Origin of the sequence: Amycolatopsis sp. FU40 (assembly GCF_021903635.1) — a bacterium.
Classification (GTDB): Bacteria; Actinomycetota; Actinomycetes; order Mycobacteriales; family Pseudonocardiaceae; genus Amycolatopsis; species Amycolatopsis dendrobii.
In genome coordinates this window covers 6,478,221-6,500,567 of sequence record NZ_CP091381.1, presented here as the reverse complement: position 1 = coordinate 6,500,567, position 22,347 = coordinate 6,478,221, and the positions used below count along the sequence as shown (strand labels likewise).

At 68.7% G+C, this 22,347-nt stretch carries 23 protein-coding genes; 13 read left to right on the top strand and 10 right to left on the bottom strand.

What is annotated here, in order from left to right; genetic code table 11:
* Positions 1 to 68: 68 nt before the first annotated feature.
* From L3Q65_RS30360 to efeU, 5 genes are all read right to left on the bottom strand, one after another.
* Positions 69 to 479, bottom strand: a complete 411-nt coding sequence (locus tag L3Q65_RS30360; RefSeq protein ID WP_237597270.1) for a PPOX class F420-dependent oxidoreductase — start codon at positions 477 to 479, stop codon at positions 69 to 71.
* Positions 480 to 483: 4 nt separating this feature from the next.
* A complete protein-coding gene (locus L3Q65_RS30355; protein WP_237597269.1) occupies positions 484 to 1,548 on the bottom strand; it encodes an LLM class flavin-dependent oxidoreductase in 1,065 nt (354 codons plus the stop codon).
* 105 nt (positions 1,549 to 1,653) lie between these two features.
* Positions 1,654 to 2,913 carry an iron uptake transporter deferrochelatase/peroxidase subunit gene (gene efeB, locus L3Q65_RS30350; protein WP_182889807.1) on the bottom strand — a complete coding sequence of 420 codons (1,260 nt, stop codon included), beginning with the start codon at positions 2,911 to 2,913 and terminating at the stop codon, positions 1,654 to 1,656.
* Positions 2,910 to 4,061, bottom strand: a complete 1,152-nt coding sequence (efeO, locus tag L3Q65_RS30345) for an iron uptake system protein EfeO (protein ID WP_237597268.1) — start codon at positions 4,059 to 4,061, stop codon at positions 2,910 to 2,912. Before efeO ends, efeB begins: the two co-directional genes overlap by 4 nt.
* A 2-nt stretch (positions 4,062 to 4,063) precedes the next feature.
* Positions 4,064 to 4,915: an iron uptake transporter permease EfeU gene (efeU, locus tag L3Q65_RS30340; RefSeq protein ID WP_182889809.1), complete on the bottom strand. Its 852-nt coding sequence runs from the start codon at positions 4,913 to 4,915 to the stop codon at positions 4,064 to 4,066.
* 268 nt (positions 4,916 to 5,183) lie between these two features.
* Between efeU and L3Q65_RS30335 the strand changes: the two genes are divergently transcribed.
* Positions 5,184 to 5,984 (top strand): murein transglycosylase, encoded by an 801-nt coding sequence (locus L3Q65_RS30335; RefSeq protein WP_237597267.1) that lies wholly within the window; start codon positions 5,184 to 5,186, stop codon positions 5,982 to 5,984.
* Between the two features lie 403 nt (positions 5,985 to 6,387).
* On the opposite strand, the gene L3Q65_RS30330 is transcribed toward L3Q65_RS30335, so the two are convergent.
* A complete protein-coding gene (locus tag L3Q65_RS30330; protein WP_182889810.1) occupies positions 6,388 to 6,570 on the bottom strand; it encodes a hypothetical protein in 183 nt (60 codons plus the stop codon).
* 206 nt (positions 6,571 to 6,776) lie between these two features.
* Positions 6,777 to 7,181 (bottom strand): tetratricopeptide repeat protein, encoded by a 405-nt coding sequence (locus tag L3Q65_RS30325; protein WP_182889811.1) that lies wholly within the window; start codon positions 7,179 to 7,181, stop codon positions 6,777 to 6,779.
* 70 nt (positions 7,182 to 7,251) lie between these two features.
* Here L3Q65_RS30325 and L3Q65_RS30320 point away from each other — a divergent pair, with 70 nt between their 5' ends.
* The 4 genes from L3Q65_RS30320 to L3Q65_RS30305 all read left to right on the top strand — a co-directional run bounded on the left by L3Q65_RS30320 (position 7,252) and on the right by L3Q65_RS30305 (position 10,814).
* The gene (locus L3Q65_RS30320; protein ID WP_237597266.1) at positions 7,252 to 7,743 is read left to right on the top strand and encodes a glyoxalase/bleomycin resistance/extradiol dioxygenase family protein; all 492 of its coding nucleotides are present in this window, start codon (positions 7,252 to 7,254) and stop codon (positions 7,741 to 7,743) included.
* Between the two features lie 115 nt (positions 7,744 to 7,858).
* A complete protein-coding gene (gene eno / locus L3Q65_RS30315; RefSeq protein ID WP_182889813.1) occupies positions 7,859 to 9,145 on the top strand; it encodes a phosphopyruvate hydratase in 1,287 nt (428 codons plus the stop codon).
* Between the two features lie 193 nt (positions 9,146 to 9,338).
* Entirely contained in the window at positions 9,339 to 9,704 is a 366-nt protein-coding gene (locus L3Q65_RS30310) for a septum formation initiator family protein (RefSeq protein ID WP_182889814.1), read from the top strand.
* Between the two features lie 588 nt (positions 9,705 to 10,292).
* On the top strand, positions 10,293 to 10,814 hold the full coding sequence (locus tag L3Q65_RS30305) for a DUF501 domain-containing protein (protein WP_199818177.1): 522 nt from the start codon (positions 10,293 to 10,295) through the stop codon (positions 10,812 to 10,814).
* An 82-nt stretch (positions 10,815 to 10,896) separates the two neighbouring features.
* Here L3Q65_RS30305 and L3Q65_RS30300 read toward each other — a convergent pair whose 3' ends face one another.
* Positions 10,897 to 11,913, bottom strand: coding sequence for a hypothetical protein (locus L3Q65_RS30300; RefSeq protein ID WP_237597265.1), 1,017 nt, complete (start codon positions 11,911 to 11,913; stop codon positions 10,897 to 10,899).
* Between L3Q65_RS30300 and L3Q65_RS30295 the strand changes: the two genes are divergently transcribed.
* Together L3Q65_RS30295 and L3Q65_RS30290 are read left to right on the top strand one after the other, a co-directional pair.
* Positions 11,899 to 12,975: a lytic transglycosylase domain-containing protein gene (locus tag L3Q65_RS30295; RefSeq protein WP_237597264.1), complete on the top strand. Its 1,077-nt coding sequence runs from the start codon at positions 11,899 to 11,901 to the stop codon at positions 12,973 to 12,975. The genes L3Q65_RS30300 and L3Q65_RS30295 overlap by 15 nt on opposite strands.
* Positions 12,976 to 13,023: 48 nt before the next feature.
* Positions 13,024 to 13,917, top strand: coding sequence for a LysR family transcriptional regulator (locus L3Q65_RS30290; protein WP_182889816.1), 894 nt, complete (start codon positions 13,024 to 13,026; stop codon positions 13,915 to 13,917).
* Between the two features lie 4 nt (positions 13,918 to 13,921).
* Here L3Q65_RS30290 and L3Q65_RS30285 read toward each other — a convergent pair whose 3' ends face one another.
* On the bottom strand, positions 13,922 to 14,656 hold the full coding sequence (locus L3Q65_RS30285) for an SDR family oxidoreductase (protein ID WP_237597263.1): 735 nt from the start codon (positions 14,654 to 14,656) through the stop codon (positions 13,922 to 13,924).
* A complete protein-coding gene (locus tag L3Q65_RS30280; protein ID WP_237597262.1) occupies positions 14,653 to 15,390 on the bottom strand; it encodes an oxidoreductase in 738 nt (245 codons plus the stop codon). Before L3Q65_RS30280 ends, L3Q65_RS30285 begins: the two co-directional genes overlap by 4 nt.
* A gap of 177 nt (positions 15,391 to 15,567) precedes the next feature.
* Here L3Q65_RS30280 and L3Q65_RS30275 point away from each other — a divergent pair, with 177 nt between their 5' ends.
* The 6 genes from L3Q65_RS30275 to L3Q65_RS30250 all read left to right on the top strand — a co-directional run bounded on the left by L3Q65_RS30275 (position 15,568) and on the right by L3Q65_RS30250 (position 22,346).
* A complete protein-coding gene (locus L3Q65_RS30275) occupies positions 15,568 to 16,521 on the top strand; it encodes a Ppx/GppA phosphatase family protein (protein WP_237597261.1) in 954 nt (317 codons plus the stop codon).
* Between the two features lie 194 nt (positions 16,522 to 16,715).
* Positions 16,716 to 18,344, top strand: coding sequence for an ABC transporter substrate-binding protein (locus tag L3Q65_RS30270; protein ID WP_237597260.1), 1,629 nt, complete (start codon positions 16,716 to 16,718; stop codon positions 18,342 to 18,344).
* Positions 18,345 to 18,448: 104 nt separating this feature from the next.
* Complete coding sequence (locus tag L3Q65_RS30265) at positions 18,449 to 19,375, top strand: ABC transporter permease (protein WP_182889821.1); 927 nt, start codon at positions 18,449 to 18,451, stop codon at positions 19,373 to 19,375.
* Entirely contained in the window at positions 19,368 to 20,324 is a 957-nt protein-coding gene (locus tag L3Q65_RS30260) for an ABC transporter permease (RefSeq protein ID WP_182889822.1), read from the top strand. The genes L3Q65_RS30265 and L3Q65_RS30260 overlap by 8 nt, the downstream gene beginning before the upstream one ends.
* A gap of 5 nt (positions 20,325 to 20,329) precedes the next feature.
* A complete protein-coding gene (locus L3Q65_RS30255) occupies positions 20,330 to 21,355 on the top strand; it encodes an ABC transporter ATP-binding protein (RefSeq protein WP_237597259.1) in 1,026 nt (341 codons plus the stop codon).
* Positions 21,348 to 22,346 (top strand): ABC transporter ATP-binding protein, encoded by a 999-nt coding sequence (locus L3Q65_RS30250; RefSeq protein WP_182889824.1) that lies wholly within the window; start codon positions 21,348 to 21,350, stop codon positions 22,344 to 22,346. Before L3Q65_RS30255 ends, L3Q65_RS30250 begins: the two co-directional genes overlap by 8 nt.
* Position 22,347 lies beyond the last annotated feature (1 nt).

Sequence of the window (22,347 nt, the reverse complement as noted above, 5' to 3'; positions counted from 1 at the left end):
GGAACGGCAAGCCAGGCGCAGTCCCGTCCCTCCCCCGGGCAGGGGCGGGACTGCGGACCGGCGCGGTTTCAGACGTTGCGGTTGTTCGGCTTCACCTCCAGTGGTTCGCGGTCGGGGTCGTCGATGCCCATGCTGATGATGCGTTGCGGGTGAATGCGGATGACGGCTCCGTCGAGGTGACCGTCCGGTTCGAAGGCGTCCGGCACGGCTTCCGCCCGGCCGCGGATCTCCAGGCAGCGGATGCGCATGGGGCTCGTCGAGGGCTGGTCGTCGATCACGATGGCGACCTGGCCGTTGGCCTCGACGTTGCGGTATTTCCGGCTCTTCGTCAGGTTGTACCCGGTCACGTCGATCGTCCGCGTCTCCGGATTCCAGGTGAACGCGACCGGGCTGACCTGCAGAGTTCCGTTCGGCTGCTGGGTGGCGACCCGGGCGAGCGGCTGGGTGGCCAGGTAGGTGAGTTCCGCTTCGGTGAACATGCACCTACCGTGCAAGTTCAAGGCTGCTTGAAGTCAAGCGCACGCGGGGGAGCACGTGCTCGGCGAACCGCCGCATCTCCGCTTCGAAGGGCTGAAATTGCAGCATAAACGTCTCGATTCCCAGGTCAGCCCATTCGCGGATCCGCTGGGCGACGGTGTCGTAACTGCCCACCAGCCCAGCCGCGGTGCCGCCGTTCGTGCCTATGTGCGGGTACTTCGCGAACGTCTGAAACATCACCGCCTTGGGATCGGCGTCCGCGACAAGCGCCTCCCAGCGTGCCTTGCCCGCCTCGGCCAGTTCCCACAACGCCGCAAGTTCCGCTTCCGCCTCGGCGTCGGTTTCGCGCGCGACCACGAACGCGGACAGCCCGAATCGGACTGGCGGGCCGACGCGCGGGCGGGCGGCGACGTCCTCGATCAGCCGGGCGACGTTCTCCCGCGGCTGCCCGTTGACGAACCACACGTCGGCCTTGTCCGCGACCAGCGCTCGCGCCGGGTCCGACTCGCCGCCGACGTAGACGGTCGGCGACGAACCCGCGGGCCGCAGCTGGTACCCGTCGACCTGGAAATGCTTGCCCTCGAACGAAACCCGCTCGCCGGCCAGCAGTCCGCGCACGACGCTGATCCATTCGCGGCCGTACTCGTACCGTTCGTCGTGCTCGGCGAACGGAATGCCCGCCCGCTCCAGTTCCGGCTTGTACCAGGCGTTGACGAGGTTCAGCCCGAACCGGCCGCCGCTGATCTCCTGGATCTGCAGCGCCTGTTTCGCCAGCACCACCGGGTGCACGAGATACGGCTTGATCGCGGCGATGATCTCGATCCGCTCGGTGAGCGCGGCGAGCGCCGCCGCGGACGTCCACGTCTCCAGTTGGTCCAGTTCGTCGCCGAACGGGTTCACCACGTGCTGCGCGATGAGCGTCGAATCGAAGCCGAGCCGGTCGGCCTCGACGATCAGCCGCCGGTTGCGCTCCCAGCTGGCGTCCACCGGATCGTCCGGATGATCGAACGGGCCCCACGACCCGTAGACGACCGCCCACACCCCGAACCGCGGCTGTGCCACAGCGACCACGACCCAACTCCTCACCTCGCGCGGATGAACGCGGTCACCGTCGCTTGCCCGGAGGGCACCGGCAACCGGTCCCACGCAGTGGCGGGAAGGGGAGGTTTGTACTGGTCAGGCGAAGAGCCCGTCACCCCAGTTGCTGGTCGGGGTGAGGCCCGGGGGAATCGCGAAGTGCGCGGAACCGGTGTGCTGCAGGTACTCCATCATCGCGTCCTTCGACGACAGCACCTGCTGCATCGGGACGTACTGCGTGCGGGTGTCCCGGTTGAACGCCAGGAAGAACAGCCCCGCCTCGAGGTGCCCGACACCGTCGGAGCCGTCGACGAAGTTGTAGCCGCGGCGCAGGATCTGCACGCCCTTGCGCGTCTGGCGCGAGGCCAGCCGGATGTGCGCGTCCTCGGCGATCAGCGGGGTCCCGCCCGCGCCGCCGACCTGCAGATCGACCTGGTCGAACTCGCCGGTCTGCCCGAGCGGGGCACCGGTTCCCTTGGTGCGCCCGACAATCTGCTCCTGTCCGGCGAGCGTTTCGCGGTCCCAGGTCTCGATGTGCATCCGGATCCGGCGGGCGACCAGGTACGTGCCGCCCGCCATCCACGCCTGTCCGTCACCGGCCTGCGCCCACACCTGGTCGCGGAGCACGTCGGTGTCCTCGGCCTTGATGTTGTTGGTGCCGTCCTTGAAACCGAACAGGTTGCGCGGCGTCTGCTGCGAACGCGAGGTCGACGAACTGCGGCCGAACCCGAGCTGCGACCAGCGCACTTCGGTGACGCCGAAGCCAAGCCGCACCAGGTTGCGCACCGCGTGCACCGCCACTTGCGGATCGTTCGCACAGGCCTGGATGCAGAGGTCGCCGCCGCTGCGGGCCGGATCGAGTTTGTCCTTCGGAAACGCGGGCAGGTCGATCAGCTGCGGCGGGCGTTTCGCGGCGAGGCCGAATCGGTCGTCGAAAAGCGAAGGGCCGAAGCCGATCGTCAGCGTCAAGTCGGAGGCGGGCAGGTCGAGCGCCTCGCCGGTGTCGTCCGGCGGGGCCTGCGCCGACCCGCCGAGCGCCCCGTTCGGCCCGACGTCCTGGCCCGCGGTCATCCGTCGCGCCGCGGCCGTCCAGGTGCGCAGCAGCTCGCGGAGCTTGTTGGCGTCCTTGGTGGTCACGTCAAGCGCGGCGAAGTGCAGGTTCTGCTGCGTCGGGGTGTCGATCCCGGCCTGGTGCTCGCCGTGGAAGTCCACAGTGGACACCGCGGCCGATGCCGGGGTCCCGCCGCCGAGCCGGTCGATGCCGACCCCGGCCGCCGCGCCCGCGCCTGCCAGCGCGACACCCGCGCCGGCCAGCCCGAACAGCTTCCGGCGGGAAACCTGCGTTCCCTCCTCGGTCACTTCGACACGACCTCCGCGACCTTGCTGAGCGGCTCGCTCAGCGCGTCGACCGCCGAGGCGAACGCCTTGATCTGGTCCTGGGACAGTTCGTTGTAGTACTTGAAACCGTCGCCGGAGCGGGTCTTGTCCAGCAGCCCCTGCACGTTCGCGAACTCCTTGTCCAAAGTGGACACCAGGGCCGCGTCGCGCTCCTGGATGATCGGCCGCAGCGCGGCGATCGCGCCCTTGGAACCGTCGAGGTTGGCCTGGAAGTCCCAGAGGTCGGTGTGCGAGAAGGTCTCCTCCTCGCCGGTGATCTTCTTGGTCGCGACCTCGTCGAGCAGGCCCTTCGCGCCGTTGGCCAGGTCCAGGACGCTCAGCTGCAGCGTCTTGGTCTTGGCGACGAGTGCCTTGACGTCGGTGAGGAGCTTGTCCGCGATCTGCGTGCTGTCCGGCTTCAGGCCGGTGGTCCACAGGTCCTTCTCCAGCCGGTGGAAGCCGGTGAACTGCTGGCCCGGCTCAACGTCGGCCTCGCGGGCGTCGATCGACGGGTCTAGATCGCCGAACTTCTCCGCGACTGGCTCGATCCGCTCGTAGAACACGCGAGTGCGCGCGTATTCGGTCTTCGCCTCGTCGACCTTGCCCGCTTTGACCGCAGCGACGAACTTCGCGGTTTCGGTCTCCAGTGCCGCGCTGTTGTTCTCGACGTAGGTCGCGTAGCTCTTGGTGGCAGCGGTCTTCTGCGCGCTGGCGTTGCTCTGGCCCTGCGCGCCGCCGGTGACGGTGAAGTCGCCGCGGATGCCGTTGCCCGCCATGCCCGGCTTGCACGCGGTCTGGTACTTGCCCGCGTCCGGGACCTCGACGATGAGCCGCCGGTTCAGCCCCGGCGCGATGTTCTCGACCTCGCCCATGATCCGGTCGCCCTCGGCGTAGAGGTAGAACTCGGTGACCTTGCTGCCCTTGTTGGCGATCTCGAAGGTCAGCGTGCCCGCGGCCGCGGTCGTCGCCGACACCGAGCAGGCGGTGTCGGACGCCTCGACCTTGATCGGCCCGCCCGCGGCCGCGCCGGAGGGACCGGACGCGGAGTTCGTGCTGTCGCAGGCGGTCAGCGCGACAAGCGCGCCGAGGCCGGTGAGCACAGCCGTCGAGGTTTTGCGGAACTGGGGCACGGTCACTCCTTGGCGGCGGCCGGGGCGGCAGGAGCCGACTCGGTCTTGTTCTTGCGGGCGGGCTTGAGAAACAGCGGCAGCACGATCGCCACGTAGGCGACCCACGCGATCGCTTGCAGCACAGTGGTTTGCTGCGAATAGTTGAAGATCCCCTTGAGCAGCGCGCCGTACCAGGAGGTTTCCGGCAGCGTGCTCGACGCGTCGAAGGCGAGCGTGGTCAGACCGGGGATGAACCCGGCTTCCTGAAGGTCGTGCAGCCCGTAGCCGAGGACGCCGGCGGCGACGAACACCAGCAGCACGCCGGTGATCGTGAAGAACTTCGCCAGGTTGAACCGCACCGCGCCGCGGTAAAGCAGGTAGGCGAGCACGATCGCGGCGGCGATCCCGACCACGAACCCGATCAGCGGCTGCAGGGTGTCGGACTGCGCGGTCTGCACGGCCGAGTAGAAGAACACGGCGGTTTCGAGCCCCTCGCGGCCCACGGCGAGGAACGACAGCAGCAGCACCGCCGCCGGACCGACCTTGAGCGCGTCCTCCATCTTTCCGCGCAACTCGGCCGCGATGTGCCGGGAAGCCTTGCGCATCCAGAAGATCATCGCGGTGACGAAGACGACCGCGACGATGGAAAGACTTCCGCCGAGCAGTTCCTGATGCTCGAAACTCAGCTGAGCGGTGCTGTAGGTGAGGATCGCGCCGACGCCGACCGACAGCAGCACTGCCGCGCCGACTCCCGGCCACACGAACCGCAGCGCGTGCCGTCGTTCGGTCTTCACCAGGAAGGCGACCAGGATGCTCACCACAAGCGCGGCTTCGAGGCCTTCGCGCAGCCCGATGAGCGCGCTCGAAAACACCACTGTTCAGCCCTCCTTCGACTACCTGACCTGATGTTTTTAGGTAAGGCTTGCCTGTAAGTCCAGAGGGAGGTTCGCTCAGCGGGCCGGGCAAAACGCGCAAAACGGCGTTCTGGCAGGAGTTAGGTTAGGGTAACCGCAGGTCAGAGCGTCGCTGAGGAGTCACGTAACGAATTGTGTGACCTGGGCGGCCCAGGCGGGGAGTTAACCGTCCGCTTGCCATTCGCCCAGTCCAGCGTCCCCCTGGCGGGTTCATCAGTAACCTGTCCGAGTGGCCGATACCACTCAGCCGACTATTACGCCGTCGCCGGCGGTTCCGCCGCGCCGCTACCCGAGCCGTATCGCGTTCGCGCTGGGGCTGGTGCTGACCGGGGTCGTGCTGGTGGTGACGATCGGGATCCAGAACCCGAACCCGCCCGCTCCTCCCGCAGCGGCCGCTCCGCCGCCGGTGTCGGCCAAGGCGGAACCGCGCCCGCAACCCGGCTCCGAAGCTCCGCGGGTCGGACTGGCCGCGCCGCCGGACCGCCCGCTCGTGTCCGACCAAGCGGAACTGGACGCGTGGGCCACCCGAGTCGCCGGAAAGACGCATCTGGACGCGCGAGTGCTCGCCGCGTACGGACGAGCGGAAATGTGGATGCAACGGCAAAAACCGTCGTGCCACCTGTCGTGGGCGACGCTCGCGGCGATCGGAAATCTGGCCTTCGGCACGGAAAAACCCGGCCCGGACGGCACCTTGACGGTGGCCCCTGGTGGCGCGGAAGGCCCGGACACCGACACCGGAAAACTCGACGGCGACCGCACGGCAGACCACCGGGTCGGCCCGCTGCGGATCATGCCCGCCGCTTGGCACAAACACGCCCAGCGAGCGAACGGCGACGGCAAAGCCGCGGACCCCCGCAACCTCGACGACGCGGCATTCACGGCCGCCCGCTACCTCTGCTCCGGCGATGACGACCTCGGCGCACCGGCGGGCTGGTGGAAAGCGATGCTGCTCTACAACCCGGCGGTCAACTACGTGCAGGACGTCTTCACCGCCGCGGACAACTATGCGGCGGCGAGCGTGGCGCCCTGAGCTGACTGGGCGGGTCGGCGGGCTTGTGCGCCGCAGCCGATTTCTGGCGACGGCGAGGGTGGGCGTGAGCTGGCTGGATGGCCCGTGGCGGCTCGGCGGGTCGCTCCGGCCGATTTCTGTGCGGTGGCGAGCGTGGGGCCCTGGATCGTCGTGGCTCGGCGCGCTTGCCTCGGTTAGGTACGGGCTGCCGCGGTTGACCGTCGCTCATTGACAACCAGCAGCTTGCCCCTGGCTTGGCTGGAAGCTGAGCGCGGCGAGCAGTCCTGACCGCTCAGCGGTCGGGCGGACCCTTGCCTGACTTCGGCCACTCGCCTCAGGACCGGTCGCGCCACGTGCGGTCTTTCACCGTGGGTCATGCAGCGGTAAACAGCTGAAACCGTGGCCCGCTCGGCAAGATCCGCAGTCAGTGGGTCGGCAAAGCGGCGCTCACCCGCACCGGCTTCTGCGGCAGGGCCTCGGTGCGCACGGGCTGCTTGCGCGGCTGGACCGGGTGGCGTTCGTTCAGTTCGACGAGCGCAGGCGCCAGCGCCATCAGCACCAGCACGAGCAGCCCGGCGGTCGCTCCGATCACGGTCAGCGCGGTCATGTCGGCCTCCTCTAATCGCTCTCTGTGATGACACCAAGGATCGCGCTTCGCCCGGTCTGCCCGGATCGGCCGACTGGCCGAGCCGGGTCGCCGGATGGCCAGGCTTCCCCGCTGCCCTGTTCACTTCAGAAGACGCGCCGAGGCCGTGCTGGATCCAGCGGTTGCACGCGCGTGCCTCCGCGGGTGCACGTTCGGGACACGCGGGCTCAGCGGTCGCTCAGCGTGATCCTCGCCCTGACCTCGCTGATCGCCTCGAGGTACTCCGGCACCGGGTTCATCGCCGACGCCATCCGCAGTTGTGCGAGCGCCTCGGCCAAACGGCCGAGGCGCTGGAGGGTGCGGCCGAGCACGAACCGGGCGTAGTGGTCGGTGGGGTCCAGTTCCAGGACGCGGGTGAACGCGCTCTCGGCACGGCGCAACTGGGCGGAATGGAAGTACGCGCGCCCGGCGAGCAGTTGCACGCTCGGCTTGTCCGGCTCGTCGGCGAGCAGGGGTTCTAGCTCCTTGAGCGCGTCGAGCGGGCGTCGCCGCGCGACCAGATGCTCGGCGTTGCGGAACCTGCGGAAGCGCGATTCGCCGTCGGGTTCGGGGGCTGCTGCGGCGTCCGTCATGGTCGCTTCACGATACCGGCGCGGAGGGCGTTGCACGACCGTCAGACGAGTCGTGATGGACTGTTCCGCCATGAGCAGCGATCAGGAACCCGATTACGTGGGACTGGCGCCGTACCTCTACTACAGCGATGCGACCGCCGCGCTCGCGTGGCTGACCAGGGTGTTCGGCTTCACCGAGGAAGTCCGCTTCGAGGACGGGGCCGGCGAGGTTTTCCAGGCGACGCTCCGCGCGGGCGACGCGCGCCTGCAGCTGGCCGGGGTCGGTCCCGAATACTGGGAGGCCAAGGGGGTCGAAGGGCCGGTCGGGCAGTTGAACGTCGTGTACGTGACCGACGTCGACGCGCAGCACGAGCGCGTGTCCGCGGCGCTCGGCGAGGACGCCGCGCCGGAACCGCCGCAGGACCAGCCTTACGGCGCGCGGATCTTCACCGTGGCCGATCCCGGCGGCAACAGCTGGACGTTCTGGCAGCAGGTGACCGACCAGGTCGAGCTGCCGTCGGGGTGGCGCGAAGTCCGGCCGGAGGACCAGGACGCCGAGGAGACCGGCGAAGTGCCCGGCTGAGCTGGAGAACACGCAGCGGAACGGCCCCGCACCGGCCTGGCCTCCAACGGGTGAACCCGCTGGGCGGTTACTCTGGGCGGCGTCACCGCAGGCACGACCCACCAAGGAGCAGAGCGTGGCTCTCATCGAGCAGGTAGGCGCGCGGGAGATTCTCGATTCGCGCGGGAACCCGACCGTCGAGGTGGAGGTGGCGCTCGACGACGGCACGCTGGCCCGCGCGGCGGTGCCGTCCGGGGCGTCGACCGGCGAGCACGAAGCGGTCGAGCTGCGCGACGGGGACACCGGTCGCTACAACGGCAAGGGCGTGGAGCGCGCGGTCGCCGCAGTGCTCGACGAGATCGGCCCGGACCTGGTCGGCGTCGACGCGGTCGACCAGCGGATCGTCGACCAGAAGCTGGTGGACCTCGACGGCACGCCCGCGAAGTCCCGGCTCGGCGCGAACGCGATCCTCGGCGTTTCGCTCGCCGTCGCGAAGGCTGCCTCGGAGTCGTCCGAACTGGAGCTGTTCCGCTACCTGGGCGGCCCGAACGCACACGTGCTGCCGGTGCCGATGCTGAACATCCTCAACGGCGGCGCGCACGCCGACACCGACGTCGACATCCAGGAATTCATGATCGCGCCGATCGGCGCGGAGTCGTTCCGCGAGGCGCTGCGCTGGGGCACCGAGGTATACCACGCGCTGAAGTCCGTGCTGAAGGGCCGCGGCCTGTCCACCGGCCTCGGCGACGAGGGCGGTTTCGCACCGAGCCTCGGCAACAACCGCGAGGCGCTCGACCTGATCCTCGCCGCGATCGAGAAGGCCGGCTACGCGCCGGGCCGGGACGTCGCCCTCGCGCTGGACGTCGCCGCGACCGAGTTCTACTCCGACGGCGCCTACACTTTCGAGGGTTCGAAGCGCAGCGCCGAGCAGATGTCCGCGTACTACGGCGAACTGCTGCGCGACTACCCGCTCGTGTCCATCGAGGACCCGCTGAGCGAGGACGACTGGGACGGCTGGGTCCAGCTGACCTCCGAGATCGGCGACAAGGTCCAGCTCGTCGGCGACGACCTGTTCGTCACCAACCCGGACCGGCTCGAGGAGGGCATCACCCGCCGCGCGGCGAACGCGCTGCTGGTGAAGGTCAACCAGATCGGCACGCTGTCGGAGACGCTGGACGCGGTGTCGCTGGCCACGTCGTACGGCTACAAGTCGATGATGAGCCACCGGTCCGGCGAGACCGAGGACACCTTCATCGCCGACCTCGCGGTCGCGACCGGCGTCGGCCAGATCAAGACCGGCGCTCCGGCCCGCGGCGAGCGGATCGCGAAGTACAACCAGCTCCTGCGCATCGAGGAGACCCTCGCGGACGCCGCGCGCTACGCCGGCGACCTCGCCTTCCCGCGGTTCAGCGCGGAGGCCTGAGGGGCACATGGCCGACCGGGGGAGGGCGCGCAGCCGCCGCGGCGGCCGGGCAGCGGGAAGTGGGTCCAGCAGGGCCCGCCGTCCCGCGTCTGCCCGGCGCCGCACCGGCGCGGGCACGACGGAGACGACCAGGGCCCGGCTTCGCCGCGGCCTAGCGGCGAAACGCGCCTCCGGTGCGGCCAAGGTGCTCGGCATGTCGACCACCCGGCGCGCCGCCGTGGTGGCGATCGTGGTGTGCGCGCTGGCGTTCACCGTCGCGGTCCCGTTGCGCACCTACCTCTCCCAACGCTCCGAGGTCCGCGACCAGGAAGCGCAGCTCGCCCAGCTCCAGCACGAGGTCGCCCAGCTGCGCGACCGCAAAGCCCAGCTGAGCGACCCGGCCCAGATCGAGGCGGAAGCCCGCCGTCGGCTCCGGTACGTGAAGCCTGGCGAGACCCCGTGGATGGTCCAGTTGCCGGAGGACCAGCCTGGTTCGCCGGCTGCTGCCCAGCCGGGGCAGCAGCCTGCTCCGCAGGCACCTTGGTACGAGAACCTGTGGGCGCAGGTTTCCGGGGGCTGAGGTTGCTTGACAGGATCGCTGGCGGATGCGGTTGACGGGCCACTGAAGTCTTGGCCGTGCGCGCTGACCGGGTAAGGGCCGATGTTTGGCGAGCTTCTGGTCCGGCGGGATCGTTGGCTTGCCAGGTGGGTCGTCGCTGTGCCGGGCAGCTAGCTCGCCGGTCGCGGTTACCGAGCAGGCTGGCCGGTGCCAAGCCAGATTGTCGGCTGGTCGCGGGTTCGCGGCACGGTCGCGTATCCAGGGGGTGCGACCTCGGCTGGAGGTTCCTGGCCGGGCGGGTAGCCAGTGAACTCGCGGAGCCGGGGCGATGGGTTCGATAGGCACGCTCCTCACGGTTGCGGATGCAGGTAGTTCTCGATGCGGGGATCTGCGCGGGGCCTGAGATCCGGATCTTCGAACAGCTTTTCTGCTGGGCCTTTCTTTCCGGTGGGTTGGTTTCGTGGCGAAGCTTCGACTGCCTTCCACGCTAACCACATCGGAAGGGCGGCGGAGGCGGACGGAGCGAGTTGTCCACACGGTGTGCCGGTTGTGGACAACTCGGCTGTTTCGGCGGAGGTCGCGAGGGGGCGGGCGGACGGCGGCATTAGCCTGGAGAGCGTGAACAGCAGCACGGAGACACCCCGATTCGAGCCCGTCACCGATGCCGACCGGGAGGTCATCGCGCAGCAGCTTGGACGCCCGCCGCGGGCCTTGCGGGCGGTGGCCGCGCGGTGTCCCAGCGGGCATCCCTCAGTGGTCCAGACCAGCCCGCGGTTGGAGAACGGAACGCCGTTCCCGACGTTGTATTACTTGACCTGCCCTCGGCTGACGTCGATGGTGGGCACGCTGGAAGCGTCCGGCGTGATGAAGGAGATGACCGAACGGCTCACCACCGATCCGGAACTCGCGGCGACATACCAGCGCACGCACGAGACGTACCTCGCTGAGCGGGATGCCATCGAGTCGCTCGGCACGCAGGTGACCGCGGGGGGCATGCCCGGGCGGGTGAAATGCCTGCACGTCCACCTCGCGCACACGCTCGCGGCCGGGCCAGGGGTGAACCCGTTCGGTGACGAGACCCTCGCCTGGGTCCGCGAACAGGGCTGGCCGACGGGCGACTGCGCCGGGTAACGCTCCGGTCTCGGGCGCGGATAGGCACAGCAGAGGCCGGTGCCCGCCTGGGTGGGAATGCTTCGCGGCGCGCACCGGAGCTTCACACCGAGCAGGCGAGCCCGGGTGCACCGCCGGGCGCGCCGGGGAGGGGCGGAAAGTGCGGGTGCCACGCAGATCTCGGCGGTCGGTGCGTGCTGAGGCGTCTCCTGCCGCGGACAGTCAGGTTGAGCCGGTCGCGGAGGGCGCGGGCGAGCGGGTTGCCGATGGTTCGGTGAGTGCTGGTGCGGGAGTGGCTGGCGACGGAGCCGGCGGTGCCGGGTCGGTTGGCACTGGCGCGGTTGCTGGTGGCGCGGCGGTTGGCGGACGGAGCTTTGGTGACGAGGCCGCTGGTCGCGAGTTGGCTGGTGCGGGCGGCGAGGTAGCGGACGGAGCAGTTGCTGGCGCTGCGGGCGGCGGCGAGGTTGCGGGCGGAGCGGTCTCGGACGATGCGGGCAGCGCGGGCAGTGGTGACGCGGTTGCAGGCGGAGCGGAAGCCGACGACGCAGGCAGTGGCGACGACGCAGCGGCCGGGGCGGTTCTCGTCGGTGTGGGTGGCGTGGGCAGCGGCGGCGAGGACACGGGCAAAGCGGATGCCGACGATGCGGGCAGCGGTGGTGAGGTCGCGGGTGGACCGGTTGTCGGCGGCGTGGGTGGACCGGTTGCCGCCGGTGTCGGTGGCGCGGACAGTGGTGACGCGGTTGCAGGCGGAGCGGATGCCGACGATGCGGGCAGCGGTGGGGAGGTCGCGGGTGAAGCGGTTGCCGCCGGTGTTGGTGGCGCGGACAGTGGCGGCCACGTAACTGGTGAAGCGGTTGTCGGCGCTGCGAATGGCGAGAGCAGCGACGGTGAGGCTGCGGGCAAAACGGTCGTCGCCGGTACGAGCGACGAAAGCGGCAACAGCGAAGTAGCCGCCGGAAAAACCGCCGAAGCAGCAGCCGCTCAGGACGTGGCGGCAGAAACGGCCAGAACCAAAAGAACCCCGGCGCTCGTCGGGCCGCCGCGGGATAGGGCGCGGTTGCGTGGGCGGGTGCGGGCGCGGCGGGCGCGCTATCGGGCTCGGCGGGTGGCTTCGCGGCATCGGACGGCCGTCGCGGTGCTCGCTGGAGTGCTGGGGGTGCTTCCGGCGACTGTCGGCGCGGGTGTGGTCGTCGGGTGGGCCGGGCGGATGCCGGTGGTGCGTTCGGCGGACGTTATGCCTGATCAGGGGTACGACCCGGGCATCCGCGGGGTCGCTGTCGACGGGCGGCTGCCGGATGCGCCCGCGCCGGTACCGCTGCCTGCGTACGACCTTCCGGACGGGCCGCTGGGGATTCCGGCTACTGCGCTTGCTGCGTATCGGCACGCGGCGGAGGTGTTGGGGAAAGAACAGCCGGGGTGCCATATCGACTGGGCGCTCGTCGCGAGCATCGGGCGGATCGAGTCGAATCACGCGCGGGGCGGGTACGTCGACGCCGCCGGGACCACGATCCAGCCGATTCTGGGGCCTCAGCTCAACGGCACTGGTCCGTATGCGGCGATTCCGGATACTGATCACGGCGTTCTCGACCAGGATCCGGTGTGGGATCGCGCGGTGGGGCCGTTCCAGTTCATTCCGGCGACCTGGCGGACCTACGCGGCGGACGGCAACGGTGACGGCAAGGCCGACCCGGGCAATCTCTTCGACGCCTCGCTCGCGGCGGCCCGCTACCTCTGCTCCGGCGGGCTCGATCTGGCCAATCCGGACCAGTTGCGGACCGCGATCTACCGCTACAACAACTCCGACGCCTACGTCACCACGGTCATTCTCTGGGCGGAGGCTTACCGCAAGGGCGTCGCGCAGGTGCCGGACAGTCCGATTCCCGTCGGTCCGGCCACGGCCAGTTCCGCGCCGCCCGCGAATCCGGGGGACCGGCCCAGGACTACCGAGTCGGCGTTGCCGCCGGCCGCAACGGGTGGTCCGGCGGTGACGCCCACGCCTACCGGGCTGCCGCCGCAAAACAGTCCGTCCGGGCCGCCTTCGAGCAGTTCTGGAGAGCCGACCACCAGCAGTTCGACGTGCGGATCGAGTACCGCACCGACCTCGGCGACGACGTCGACCACTCCGACCTGCATCTCGTCGTCGAGCAGCAACCCGGAGAGCAGTACCACGGCCGCGGGCTGACAACAGGTAGCCTCGATTACACCATTACAAACGTCCGCAGGGGAGACGATGAGTCTTCGTCAGTTCGAGTACGCCTTGGCGGTCGCTGAGGCGGGGTCGGTGACCGCTGCGGCTGAAGTGCTGCACGTCGCGCAGCCGTCCGTTTCGCAGCAGATCCGGGGGCTCGAGCGGGAACTCGGCGTGCAGCTCTTCTCCCGGACGCCCACCGGGCTCGTGCCCACCGTCGTCGGGCGGGCGTTTCTCCGGGACGCTGAGGTCGCGGTGCGGGCCGCGCGGCGGGCGCAGGCGACCGCGCGGGCGGGGGCGGACGAGCTGGTCGGCGAGTTGCTCGTCTCGGCGCAGATGGGGTTGGGGACTCGGCAGCTGCCGGGGGCGCTGGCTGCGTTGCGGCGCAAGTATCCGCGGCTGGCGGTGACCGTGTTCGAGGAGCCGAATCCGGCTGAGCTGGAGCAACTGGCCCGGCGTGGGGTGCTGGACCTCGCGTTGATCGGCTCGGCGTGCGACGAGGGGCTGTACGAGGGGCATCACCTCGGCGACGAGGAGTTCGTGGTCGTCCTCGGCGCGAAACACCGGTTGCTCAAGAAGGATCGGATCGCGTTGCGGGAGCTGGAAAAAGAGGAGTGGATCAGGTTCGACCCGGCCAGTGCACTCGACGGGTTCCTGACCGAAGTGTTGCGAGACAACGGGTTGAAGCCGACCGCGGTCGCGCGGGTGTCGCAGACCTCGACAGCGGTGCGATGGGCCGCGCACGGGCTGGGAGTGACGCTCGTTCCGGCGTCGGCGGTGCCGGAGGGGCATGAGCATCTCGTCCGGCCGGTGTTTCCGGTCGTGTCCCAGCCCGTCGTCGCGGCGGTCCGGCCGGGCGCGGGGCCCGCGGAGATGGCGTTGCTCGAGTTTTTGCGGCAGGAGACCTGGTATCAGCCAGTGTCTCCGGCCGCCTGAAAGCTCAGAGCTGGGTGTCGCCGCCGTCTACGACCAGTTCGATGCCGGTGGCGAAGGTGGCGTCGAAGGCCAGGAAGGCGACCGCGCGGGCGATCTCTTCGGGGGTGCCCAGCCGCTTCATGGGGTTGGCGGCGGCTCGCGCGGCTTTGAACTGCGCGGCTTCCTCGGCTGACATCCCGGCTTCCAAAATCTCGGTGTCGATGGGGCCGGGGCTGATCGCGTTGACCCGGATGTCGCGCGGGAGCAGTTCGGCGGCGAGCGTGCGGGCCATCGACCGCAGTGCGGCCTTGCCTGCTGAATAGACGCTGGTTTCCGGCAGGCCCATGACGTTCGCGGTCGAAGTGGTCAGCACGACGCCCGCTCCGGAACGCAGCCGCGGCGCGAGCTTCTGCACGGTGAAGTACGCGCCCTTGACGTTGACCGCGAAGTCCGCGTCGAACTGCTCCTCGGTGACCGACTCGAACGGTGCCGTCCGGGCCATCCCGGCGTTGACTAACAGGGCGTCGATCGGGCCGGGTACCTGGGCGGCCAGCGCGTCCAGATCGGAGAGCAACGCCACATCGCCGCGGACGGCTAGCGCGTCTTCGCCGAGCCGGGCCAAAGCCGCGTCGAGACGGGATTGCGAGCGGCCGGTGATGATTACGCGAGCTCCGCCGTCGGCGAACAATTTCGCCGTGGCGAAACCCATTCCCGCGCTGCCGCCGGTAATGACCGCGGTTTTGCCCTGGTAGTTATTCATCGCGGGTATTCGCCTCCATCGACGGCCAGGCCGCTTCCGGTCAGCCAGTTCGCCTGGTCGGACAGCAGGAACAACACCGCGTTGGCGATGTCGTCGGGCTCGCCGTCGCGGCCCAGCGGGACATCGGGGAGAGCGAAGCCGGGCGACAGGCTCGACCACTGCTCTCGCGTCGCCAAGCCGCCGGGGGTGGCGGTCCGGCCGGGGGACACGGTGTTGACGCGGACGCCGGACGGGGCCAGTTCGGCGGCCAGGCCCCGGCTGTACGCCTCCAGCGCCGTTTTCGCCGCCACGTAGTGCAAGAACGGCGGGAACGGCGGACGGATCGCGGCGGTGGAGACGTGCACGATCGCGCCCGATCGGCGGTCTCGCATGCCCGGGGCCAGCAGTGCGTCCAGCCGGACCGCGGCCAGCAGGTTCACCGACAGCGCGTCCTGCCATTCGTCGTCGGGGATGGCCAGGCCGCTGGGGTGCGGACGCGCGCCGCCCGCGTTGTGGACCAGCAGGTCGACGCCGCCGAGGACGTCTTGTGCGGCGGAGGCGACCGTCTGGGCTCCGGCCTGCGTGCGGACGTCGGCCTCGACGAACGACGCTCCCTCCGGCACCGGGCCGGCCGACCGGGCGGTGGTGAGCACCGTCGCGCCCGCGGCCAGCAATTGCGCCACGATTGCCGCGCCGATTCCGCGGGAACCGCCGGTGACGACCGCGCGCTTTCCCGCAATCCCGTAATCGGGCATGCCAATGAACCTCTCGATAAAGGAGAAAGAACCGCCGCGAAACGAAATGCGGCGAACACGTCAACCGTAGGACTGGAACAGAGGAAAAGGCAAAGATCAAATGTCGGTGAGGGGGCATAGGGCCCGCCTATGCCCGCCTCGCCTGCGAACCGCCGGAGACCAAGTAAAGTCGGAGCCATGCCTCGGGTAGCTGCGATCGACTGTGGGACCAACTCCATCCGCCTGCTCGTCGCCGAGTTGACGCCGCGCCACGACGGCACGGTCGACCTGCGCGACCTGCACCGCGAGATGCGCATCGTGCGGCTCGGCCAGGGCGTCGACGCCACCGGCAGGCTCGCGCCGGAAGCGCTCGAACGCACCCGCGCCGCGCTCGCGGACTACACCGTCGCCGCGCGGCGCAAAGGCGTCGAGAAGGTGCGCATGGTCGCCACCTCCGCGACCCGCGACGCGAGCAACCGCGACGAGTTCTTCGCGATGACCCGCGAAACGCTCGGCGTCGAGGCCGAGGTGATCAGCGGCGACGAGGAAGCCCGGCTGTCCTTCACCGGAGCGGTCGGCGAGCAGGACCCGGACGACGGGCCGTTCGTGGTCGTCGACGTCGGCGGCGGCTCCACCGAACTCGTCCTCGGCACCTGGAACGGCCGCGAGGCCGAGGTGATCGCGGCGAAATCCGTCGACATCGGTTGCGTCCGGATCACCGAGCGCGCGCTGAAGGACGACCCGCCGACCGCGGACGAGATCGCCGCCGCCCGGGAACTCGCCCGCGGCATCCTCGCCGAGGCGTTCAATGTCGTGGACGTCGCGAAGGCCCGCACCTGGATCGGCGTCGCCGGCACCGTGACCACGTTGTCAGCGGTTTCGCTCGGCCTGCCCGAGTACGACTCCGAGCGCGTGCACCTGTCGAAGCTGACGCATGGCCAGATCGACGAGCTCGCCGGACAGCTCCTCGCGGCCGACCGCGCGACCCGCGCCGAGAACCCGGTGATCCACCCCGGCCGGGTCGACGTGATCGGCGGCGGCGCGGTCGTCGTTCAGGTGCTCGCCGAAGAACTCGCCGCGCGCGGTGGTCCGGACCAGTTGGTGGTCAGCGAGCACGACATCCTCGACGGCATCGCTTTGTCGCTCGCCTGAACGCTCCGCAGCGGCGAGGTCACCGGACGCGCGCACCCGTACCAAAGCCACCGAAAGTCATCAAGCGCAGTTAGTTGTGAGCTGACTGGGTGATGAACGGTGTTGTTATTCAGGTGCAACCCGGCGATCCGGTTACGAAGCGCTGATCCAGCTAGCCTCCATCTCGCTATTCGGACGCGAGAAACGGAGGGGACATGCGGGGTTCATCCAGGCTCTGGAGCGCGGCCGCAGTCGTGACAACCTTGTCACTGCTCCTGACCGCCTGTGGGGGCGGCGGATCCAGCAGCGGGTCGTCGGGAGAAGCGGATCCGAACGGGACCTTCACGGTCTACGGCACGGAACCGCAGAACACGCTGATCCCCACGAACACCAACGAACTCGGCGGTTCCAAGGCCGTCGACCCGATGTTCTCCGGCCTCGTCGCGTACAAGGGCGACAGCGGCGAACCGTTCAACCTGATGGCGGAGTCGATCACCACGGCCGATTCCAAGGTCTACGACATCAAGATCAAGCACGGCTGGAAGTTCCACGACGGCACCGAGGTCAAGGCGAAGAACTTCGTCGACGCCTGGAACTACGGGGCCAACTCGGCGAACGGCCAGATCAACAGCACGTTCTTCGAGAACATCCAGGGCTACTCCGACGTCCACCCCGCCGACAAGGGGGCGAAGCCGACCATGGACAAGATGTCCGGGCTGGCCGTGAAGGGCGACTACGAGTTCCAGGTGACGCTGGACGCGCCGTTCTCCGTGTTCACCACCAAGATCGGCTACACCGCGTTCGCGCCGCTGCCGGACTCCTTCTTCAAAGACCCCGCCGCCTTCGCGAAGCACCCGATCGGCAACGGCCCGATGAAGTTCGTCAGCCGCACGCCGAACGTCGACATCAAGCTGACCCGGTTCGACGACTACCAGGGTCCGGACAAGGTCAAGTTCAAGGACCTCGACGTCAAGATCTACGCCAGCCAGGAAACCGCCTACCAGGACCTGCTGAGCAACAAGCTCGACTTCATCGAGACGCTGCCGCCGTCCGCGCTCACCGCGGAGAAGTACAAGACCGACCTCAAGGACAACCTGGTCACCGGGCACCTGCTGGGCATCAGCACGATCGCGGTGCCGTACTACGTTCCCGGCTACAACAACCTCGACCTGCGCCGGGCGATCTCGATGGCGATCGACCGCGAGCAGATCACCAAGACGGTCATGCACGACACCTACGTGCCGGCCGACAGCTATGTCTCGCAGGGCATCGCGGGCTTCCGGCCCGGCGTGTGCGGCGAATACTGCAAGTTCAACCCGGCGAAGGCCAAGGAGTTCTTCGCGAAGTCCGGGTTCAAGGGCAAGCTCACCATCGCCTCGAACGCCGACGGCGGCCGCAAGGAGCCGCTGGTGGCCGCGTGCAACAGCATCAAGAACACCCTCGGCGTCGAATGCGATTTCGTTCCGGCGACCGACTTCGGCCAGTGGCGCAGCATCGTGACCGGGCACAAGCTGACCGGCATGGGCCGTTCCGACTGGGCGGCGGACTATCCCTCCATTGAGGACTTCCTCAACCCGCTCTACCGGACCGGGGCCTCGTCGAACGACTCGACGTACTCCAACCCGCAGGTCGACGCTCTGCTGAAGCAGGCCGACTCGACGGCGGACAAGGACGCCGCGGTCAAGCTGTACCAGCAGGCCGAGGACTTGATCGCGAAGGACCTGCCCTCGATCCCGGTGTGGGACGAGAAGGGCGTCGCGGCCAAGTCGAAGCACACCAAGACCGTGGTCCTCGACTTCCGCCGCCGCGCGGACTACTCGTCGGTCGAGGTCCTCAAGAAGTGAAGCGCTGACTAGTCCGTTCCCACCACGCGGTTCGTGAGTGCTCGCGCCGGCCACAAGCAGGCGCGGGCACTCGCGGGCCCGGCGCGCACTCTGAGGAACCACGCATGATTCGCTACGTCCTGCGCCGCCTGCTCCAGTTGATCCCGGTGTTCTTCGGCACCACCTTCCTGATCTACGCACTGGTGTGGGCCGTGCCCGGGGACCCGTTCTCCGGAAAATGCGGTCAGCAAGCCTGCCCGCAGGCCTATATCGACCTGATGACCGAGAAGTTCCACCTCAACGACAACCTGATCGTCCAGTACTTCAAATACCTCGGGAGCCTGTTCAGCGGCGACTGGGGCGAGACGTTCAACGGCTCCTCGGTCGGCGAACTGATCTCCACCTCCTACCCGATCACGCTGCGCCTCGCGCTCGTCGCGGTGCTCATCGAAGCGGTCATCGGCTTGACCGCCGGGGTGCTGACCGGCTTGCGCGGCAAGGGTTTCCTCGACAACCTGGTGCTGGTCTCGACCACGTTCCTGATCTCGCTTCCGGTGTTCGTCACCGCGATCGTGCTGCAGATCGTGCTCGGCGTGAACCTGGGCATCATCGACGCCAGCGTCTCCGACGATCCGAGCATCGGCGAGCTGATCGTGCCCGGCATCGCGCTCGGCAGCCTGTCGATGGCTTACGTCGCCCGGTTGACGAGAACGTCGATCGCGGAGAACCGGCACGCCGACTACATCCGCACCGCCATCGCCAAGGGGCAGCCCAACAGTCGCGTCATCGGCATTCACTTGCTGCGCAACTCGGTGATCCCGGTGCTGACCTTCCTCGGCACCGACCTCGGCTCGCTCATGGGCGGTGCGATCGTGACCGAGGGCGTGTTCAACATCAACGGTCTCGGCGGGCTGATCTTCCGCGGCCTCCAGAACCGGGAAAGCGCGACCGTCGTCGGCGTCGTCGTGCTGCTGGTGCTGGTGTATCTGCTGATGAGCTTGATCGTCGACCTGCTCTACGCCGTTCTCGACCCGAGGATCCGTTATGACTGACCCGAATCTCGTCGGCGGCGGAGGAGTCGACGCGGCACAGCTGTCGCATGTGGACAGCTCGGCCGACGCCGGTCCGAAGAAACCGCGCAGTCTGTGGGGCGACGCGTGGCGGCAGCTGCGCCGCAAGCCGACGTTCGTGATCTCCGCGTTGATCATCCTGGTGATCGTGCTGATCGCGATCGCGCCGGGACTGTTCTCGCACCGTCCCGCCGGATACAGCGATTTGACCCACGCCAACGAAGGTCCGTCGGCGGACGCCTGGTTCGGCTACGACAACCAGGGCTACGACGTCTACGCGCGGACCATCTACGGGGCAAGGGCATCGCTGCTGGTCGGCGTTTTCGCGACGCTGCTGACTGTCCTTTTCGGATCGTTGATCGGCATCGTCGCGGGCTACTACGGCCGGATCGTCGACAGCCTGCTGTCCCGGCTCGGCGACATCTTCGCCGGCCTTCCGTTCGTGCTGGGCGCGATCGTCATCCTCACCACGTTCAACGCGCCCGGCACGAATCCCGGGCAGGTCACCATCATCGTGCAGGTGGTGTGTTCGATCGCGGTGCTGACCTGGCCGGTGGCGATGCGCATCATGCGGTCCGCGACGCTGGTGGCCAAGCAACTGGACTACGTGAAGGCGGCCCGTGCGCTCGGCGCGAGCACGCCGCGGATCGTGTTCCGGCACCTGCTGCCGAACACGCTCGCGCCGGTGCTCGTGTACGCCACGATCGCGCTCGGCGCGGCCATCGGAGCCGAGGCGACGCTGGCGTACCTCGGCATCGGCGTGCGGCCGCCGGTGGTGTCGTGGGGCGTCATGATCAGCGACGCGCGCGACTATTTCCGCGCGGTCCCGCACATGCTCCTGTTCCCCGGTGCGTTCGTCACCATCACCGTGCTCGCGTTCGTGATGCTCGGCGACGGTATCCGCGACGCGCTCGACCCGAAGTCGAGGTAGCCGCAATGTCCACAGTGTCCAGTCCAGCTGGTCCGACGGCGGAGCACGAGCTGCTGCTCGAGGTCGAAGACCTGCACGTGGAGTTCCGCACTTCCGACGGCGTGGCCAACGTGCTCAACGGGGTCGGCTACTCGGTGCATGCCGGGGAAACCCTTGCCGTGCTCGGCGAATCGGGCTCCGGCAAGAGCGTCACCGCGCAGACCATCATGGGAATCCTCGACACCCCGCCGGGGGTGATCACCGGCGGGTCGATCCGGTATCGCGGCGAGGATCTGCTCACCGCGTCGGCCGACCGGCGGCGGCAGGTGCGCGGCGCGGAGATCGCGATGATCTTCCAGGACGCGCTTTCGGCGCTGAACCCGGTGTTCACTGTCGGGTTCCAGATCGAGGAGCAGTTGCGCGTCCGGCTGGGAATGTCCAAAAAGGATGCGCGCAAGCGCGCGGTCGAACTGCTCGACCTGGTGCGGATCCCGGCCGCGCAACGGCGGGTGAAGGACTACCCGCACCAGTTCTCCGGCGGGATGCGGCAGCGCGCGATGATCGCGATGTCGCTGGCACTCGACCCGGATCTGCTGATCGCGGACGAGCCGACCACCGCGCTGGACGTGACCGTGCAGGCGCAGATCATGGACCTGCTCGCGGACATCCAGCGGGAACGGCGGATGGGGCTCGTGCTCATCACGCACGACCTCGGCGTGGTCGCGGAGGTCGCGGACCGGATCGCGGTGATGTACGCCGGACGGATCGTGGAACAGGCCGACGTGCGGGAACTGTTCAGCTCGCCAGGGCATCCCTACACCGCGGCGCTGATGGATTCGCTGCCCCGGCTGGACCTCAAAGGACAGACCCTGGAAACCATCAAGGGCCTGTCGCCGAGCCTGCTCGACATTCCGTCCGGATGCCCGTTCCACCCGCGTTGCAAGCGGGCTGAGCAGCGGTGCCGCGACGAGCGGCCGTCCTCGCACGCGCTCGGGTTCGGCCGGGTCAGTGCGTGTCACTTCGCCGAGGAGGTGGTGGAGAGCCGTGGGTGAGCCGATTCTCAGCGTGCGCGAACTGGTGAAGCATTTCCCGGTGCGCACCGGCGTGCTGTTCAAACGGACGATCGGACAGGTGAAGGCCGTCGACGGGGTGTCCTTCGACCTGCAGCCGGGCGAAACACTCGGCGTGGTCGGGGAATCCGGCTGCGGCAAGTCGACGCTCGCCCAGGTGCTGATGCGCCTGGAGGAGCCGACCAGCGGCAGCGCGACCTTCGAGGGTCGCGACCTGTTCAAACTGCGCGGTGCGGAACTGCGGCGAATGCGCCGGGAAATCCAGATCGTGCTGCAGGATCCGTACACGTCGCTGAATCCGCGGATGACCGTCGGCGACATCGTCGGCGAGCCGTTCGAGATCCACACCGAGGTCGCGCCGAAGGGTTCGCGGGCGAAGAAGGTGCAGGAACTGCTGGAGGTGGTCGGGCTCAACCCCGAGCACGTGAACCGGTACCCGCACCAGTTCTCCGGCGGGCAGCGGCAGCGCATCGGCATCGCGCGGGCGCTGGCGTTGCGGCCCAAGGTGATCATCTGCGACGAGCCGGTGTCCGCTTTGGACGTTTCGATCCAGGCGCAGGTGATGAACCTGCTCGGGGAACTGCAGGGCGAATTCGGACTGTCCTATGTGTTCATCGCGCACGACCTGTCGGTGGTGCGCCATCTGTCCACCCGGGTCGCGGTGATGTACCTGGGCAAGATCGTCGAAATCGGTACTGAGGACGAGATCTACGAGCGACCGTCTCATCCGTACACGCAGGCGTTGCTGTCGGCGGTGCCGGTCGCCGACCCGGCGGTGCGCGGGCAGCGGCAGGTGATCCGGCTGGAGGGCGACGTGCCGAGCCCGATCGATCCGCCGTCGGGCTGCCGTTTCCGCACGCGGTGCTGGAAGGCCGCGGACATTTGCGCGACGGAGGTGCCGAAGCTGGAACCGCGGACGGACGGGCATCTGTCGGCTTGTCACTTCGCCGAGGAGAAGTCGGTGGTTCCGTAAC

Bases quoted from the DNA above. Each gene is read 5' to 3' on its own strand.
- L3Q65_RS30265 (WP_182889821.1), top strand. From the start codon at position 18,449: ATGATTCGCTACGTCCTGCGCCGCCTGCTCCAGTTGATCCCGGTGTTC.
- L3Q65_RS30330 (WP_182889810.1), bottom strand. From the start codon at position 6,570: ATGACCGCGCTGACCGTGATCGGAGCGACCGCCGGGCTGCTCGTGCTG.
- L3Q65_RS30255 (WP_237597259.1), top strand. From the start codon at position 20,330: ATGTCCACAGTGTCCAGTCCAGCTGGTCCGACGGCGGAGCACGAGCTG.
- L3Q65_RS30260 (WP_182889822.1), top strand. From the start codon at position 19,368: ATGACTGACCCGAATCTCGTCGGCGGCGGAGGAGTCGACGCGGCACAG.
- L3Q65_RS30325 (WP_182889811.1), bottom strand. From the start codon at position 7,181: ATGACGGACGCCGCAGCAGCCCCCGAACCCGACGGCGAATCGCGCTTC.
- L3Q65_RS30280 (WP_237597262.1), bottom strand. From the start codon at position 15,390: ATGCCCGATTACGGGATTGCGGGAAAGCGCGCGGTCGTCACCGGCGGT.
- L3Q65_RS30320 (WP_237597266.1), top strand. From the start codon at position 7,252: ATGAGCAGCGATCAGGAACCCGATTACGTGGGACTGGCGCCGTACCTC.
- L3Q65_RS30300 (WP_237597265.1), bottom strand. From the start codon at position 11,913: ATGCCGCGAAGCCACCCGCCGAGCCCGATAGCGCGCCCGCCGCGCCCG.
- L3Q65_RS30275 (WP_237597261.1), top strand. From the start codon at position 15,568: ATGCCTCGGGTAGCTGCGATCGACTGTGGGACCAACTCCATCCGCCTG.
- L3Q65_RS30360 (WP_237597270.1), bottom strand. From the start codon at position 479: ATGTTCACCGAAGCGGAACTCACCTACCTGGCCACCCAGCCGCTCGCC.
- L3Q65_RS30270 (WP_237597260.1), top strand. From the start codon at position 16,716: ATGCGGGGTTCATCCAGGCTCTGGAGCGCGGCCGCAGTCGTGACAACC.
- L3Q65_RS30310 (WP_182889814.1), top strand. From the start codon at position 9,339: ATGTCGACCACCCGGCGCGCCGCCGTGGTGGCGATCGTGGTGTGCGCG.
- L3Q65_RS30290 (WP_182889816.1), top strand. From the start codon at position 13,024: ATGAGTCTTCGTCAGTTCGAGTACGCCTTGGCGGTCGCTGAGGCGGGG.
- L3Q65_RS30285 (WP_237597263.1), bottom strand. From the start codon at position 14,656: ATGAATAACTACCAGGGCAAAACCGCGGTCATTACCGGCGGCAGCGCG.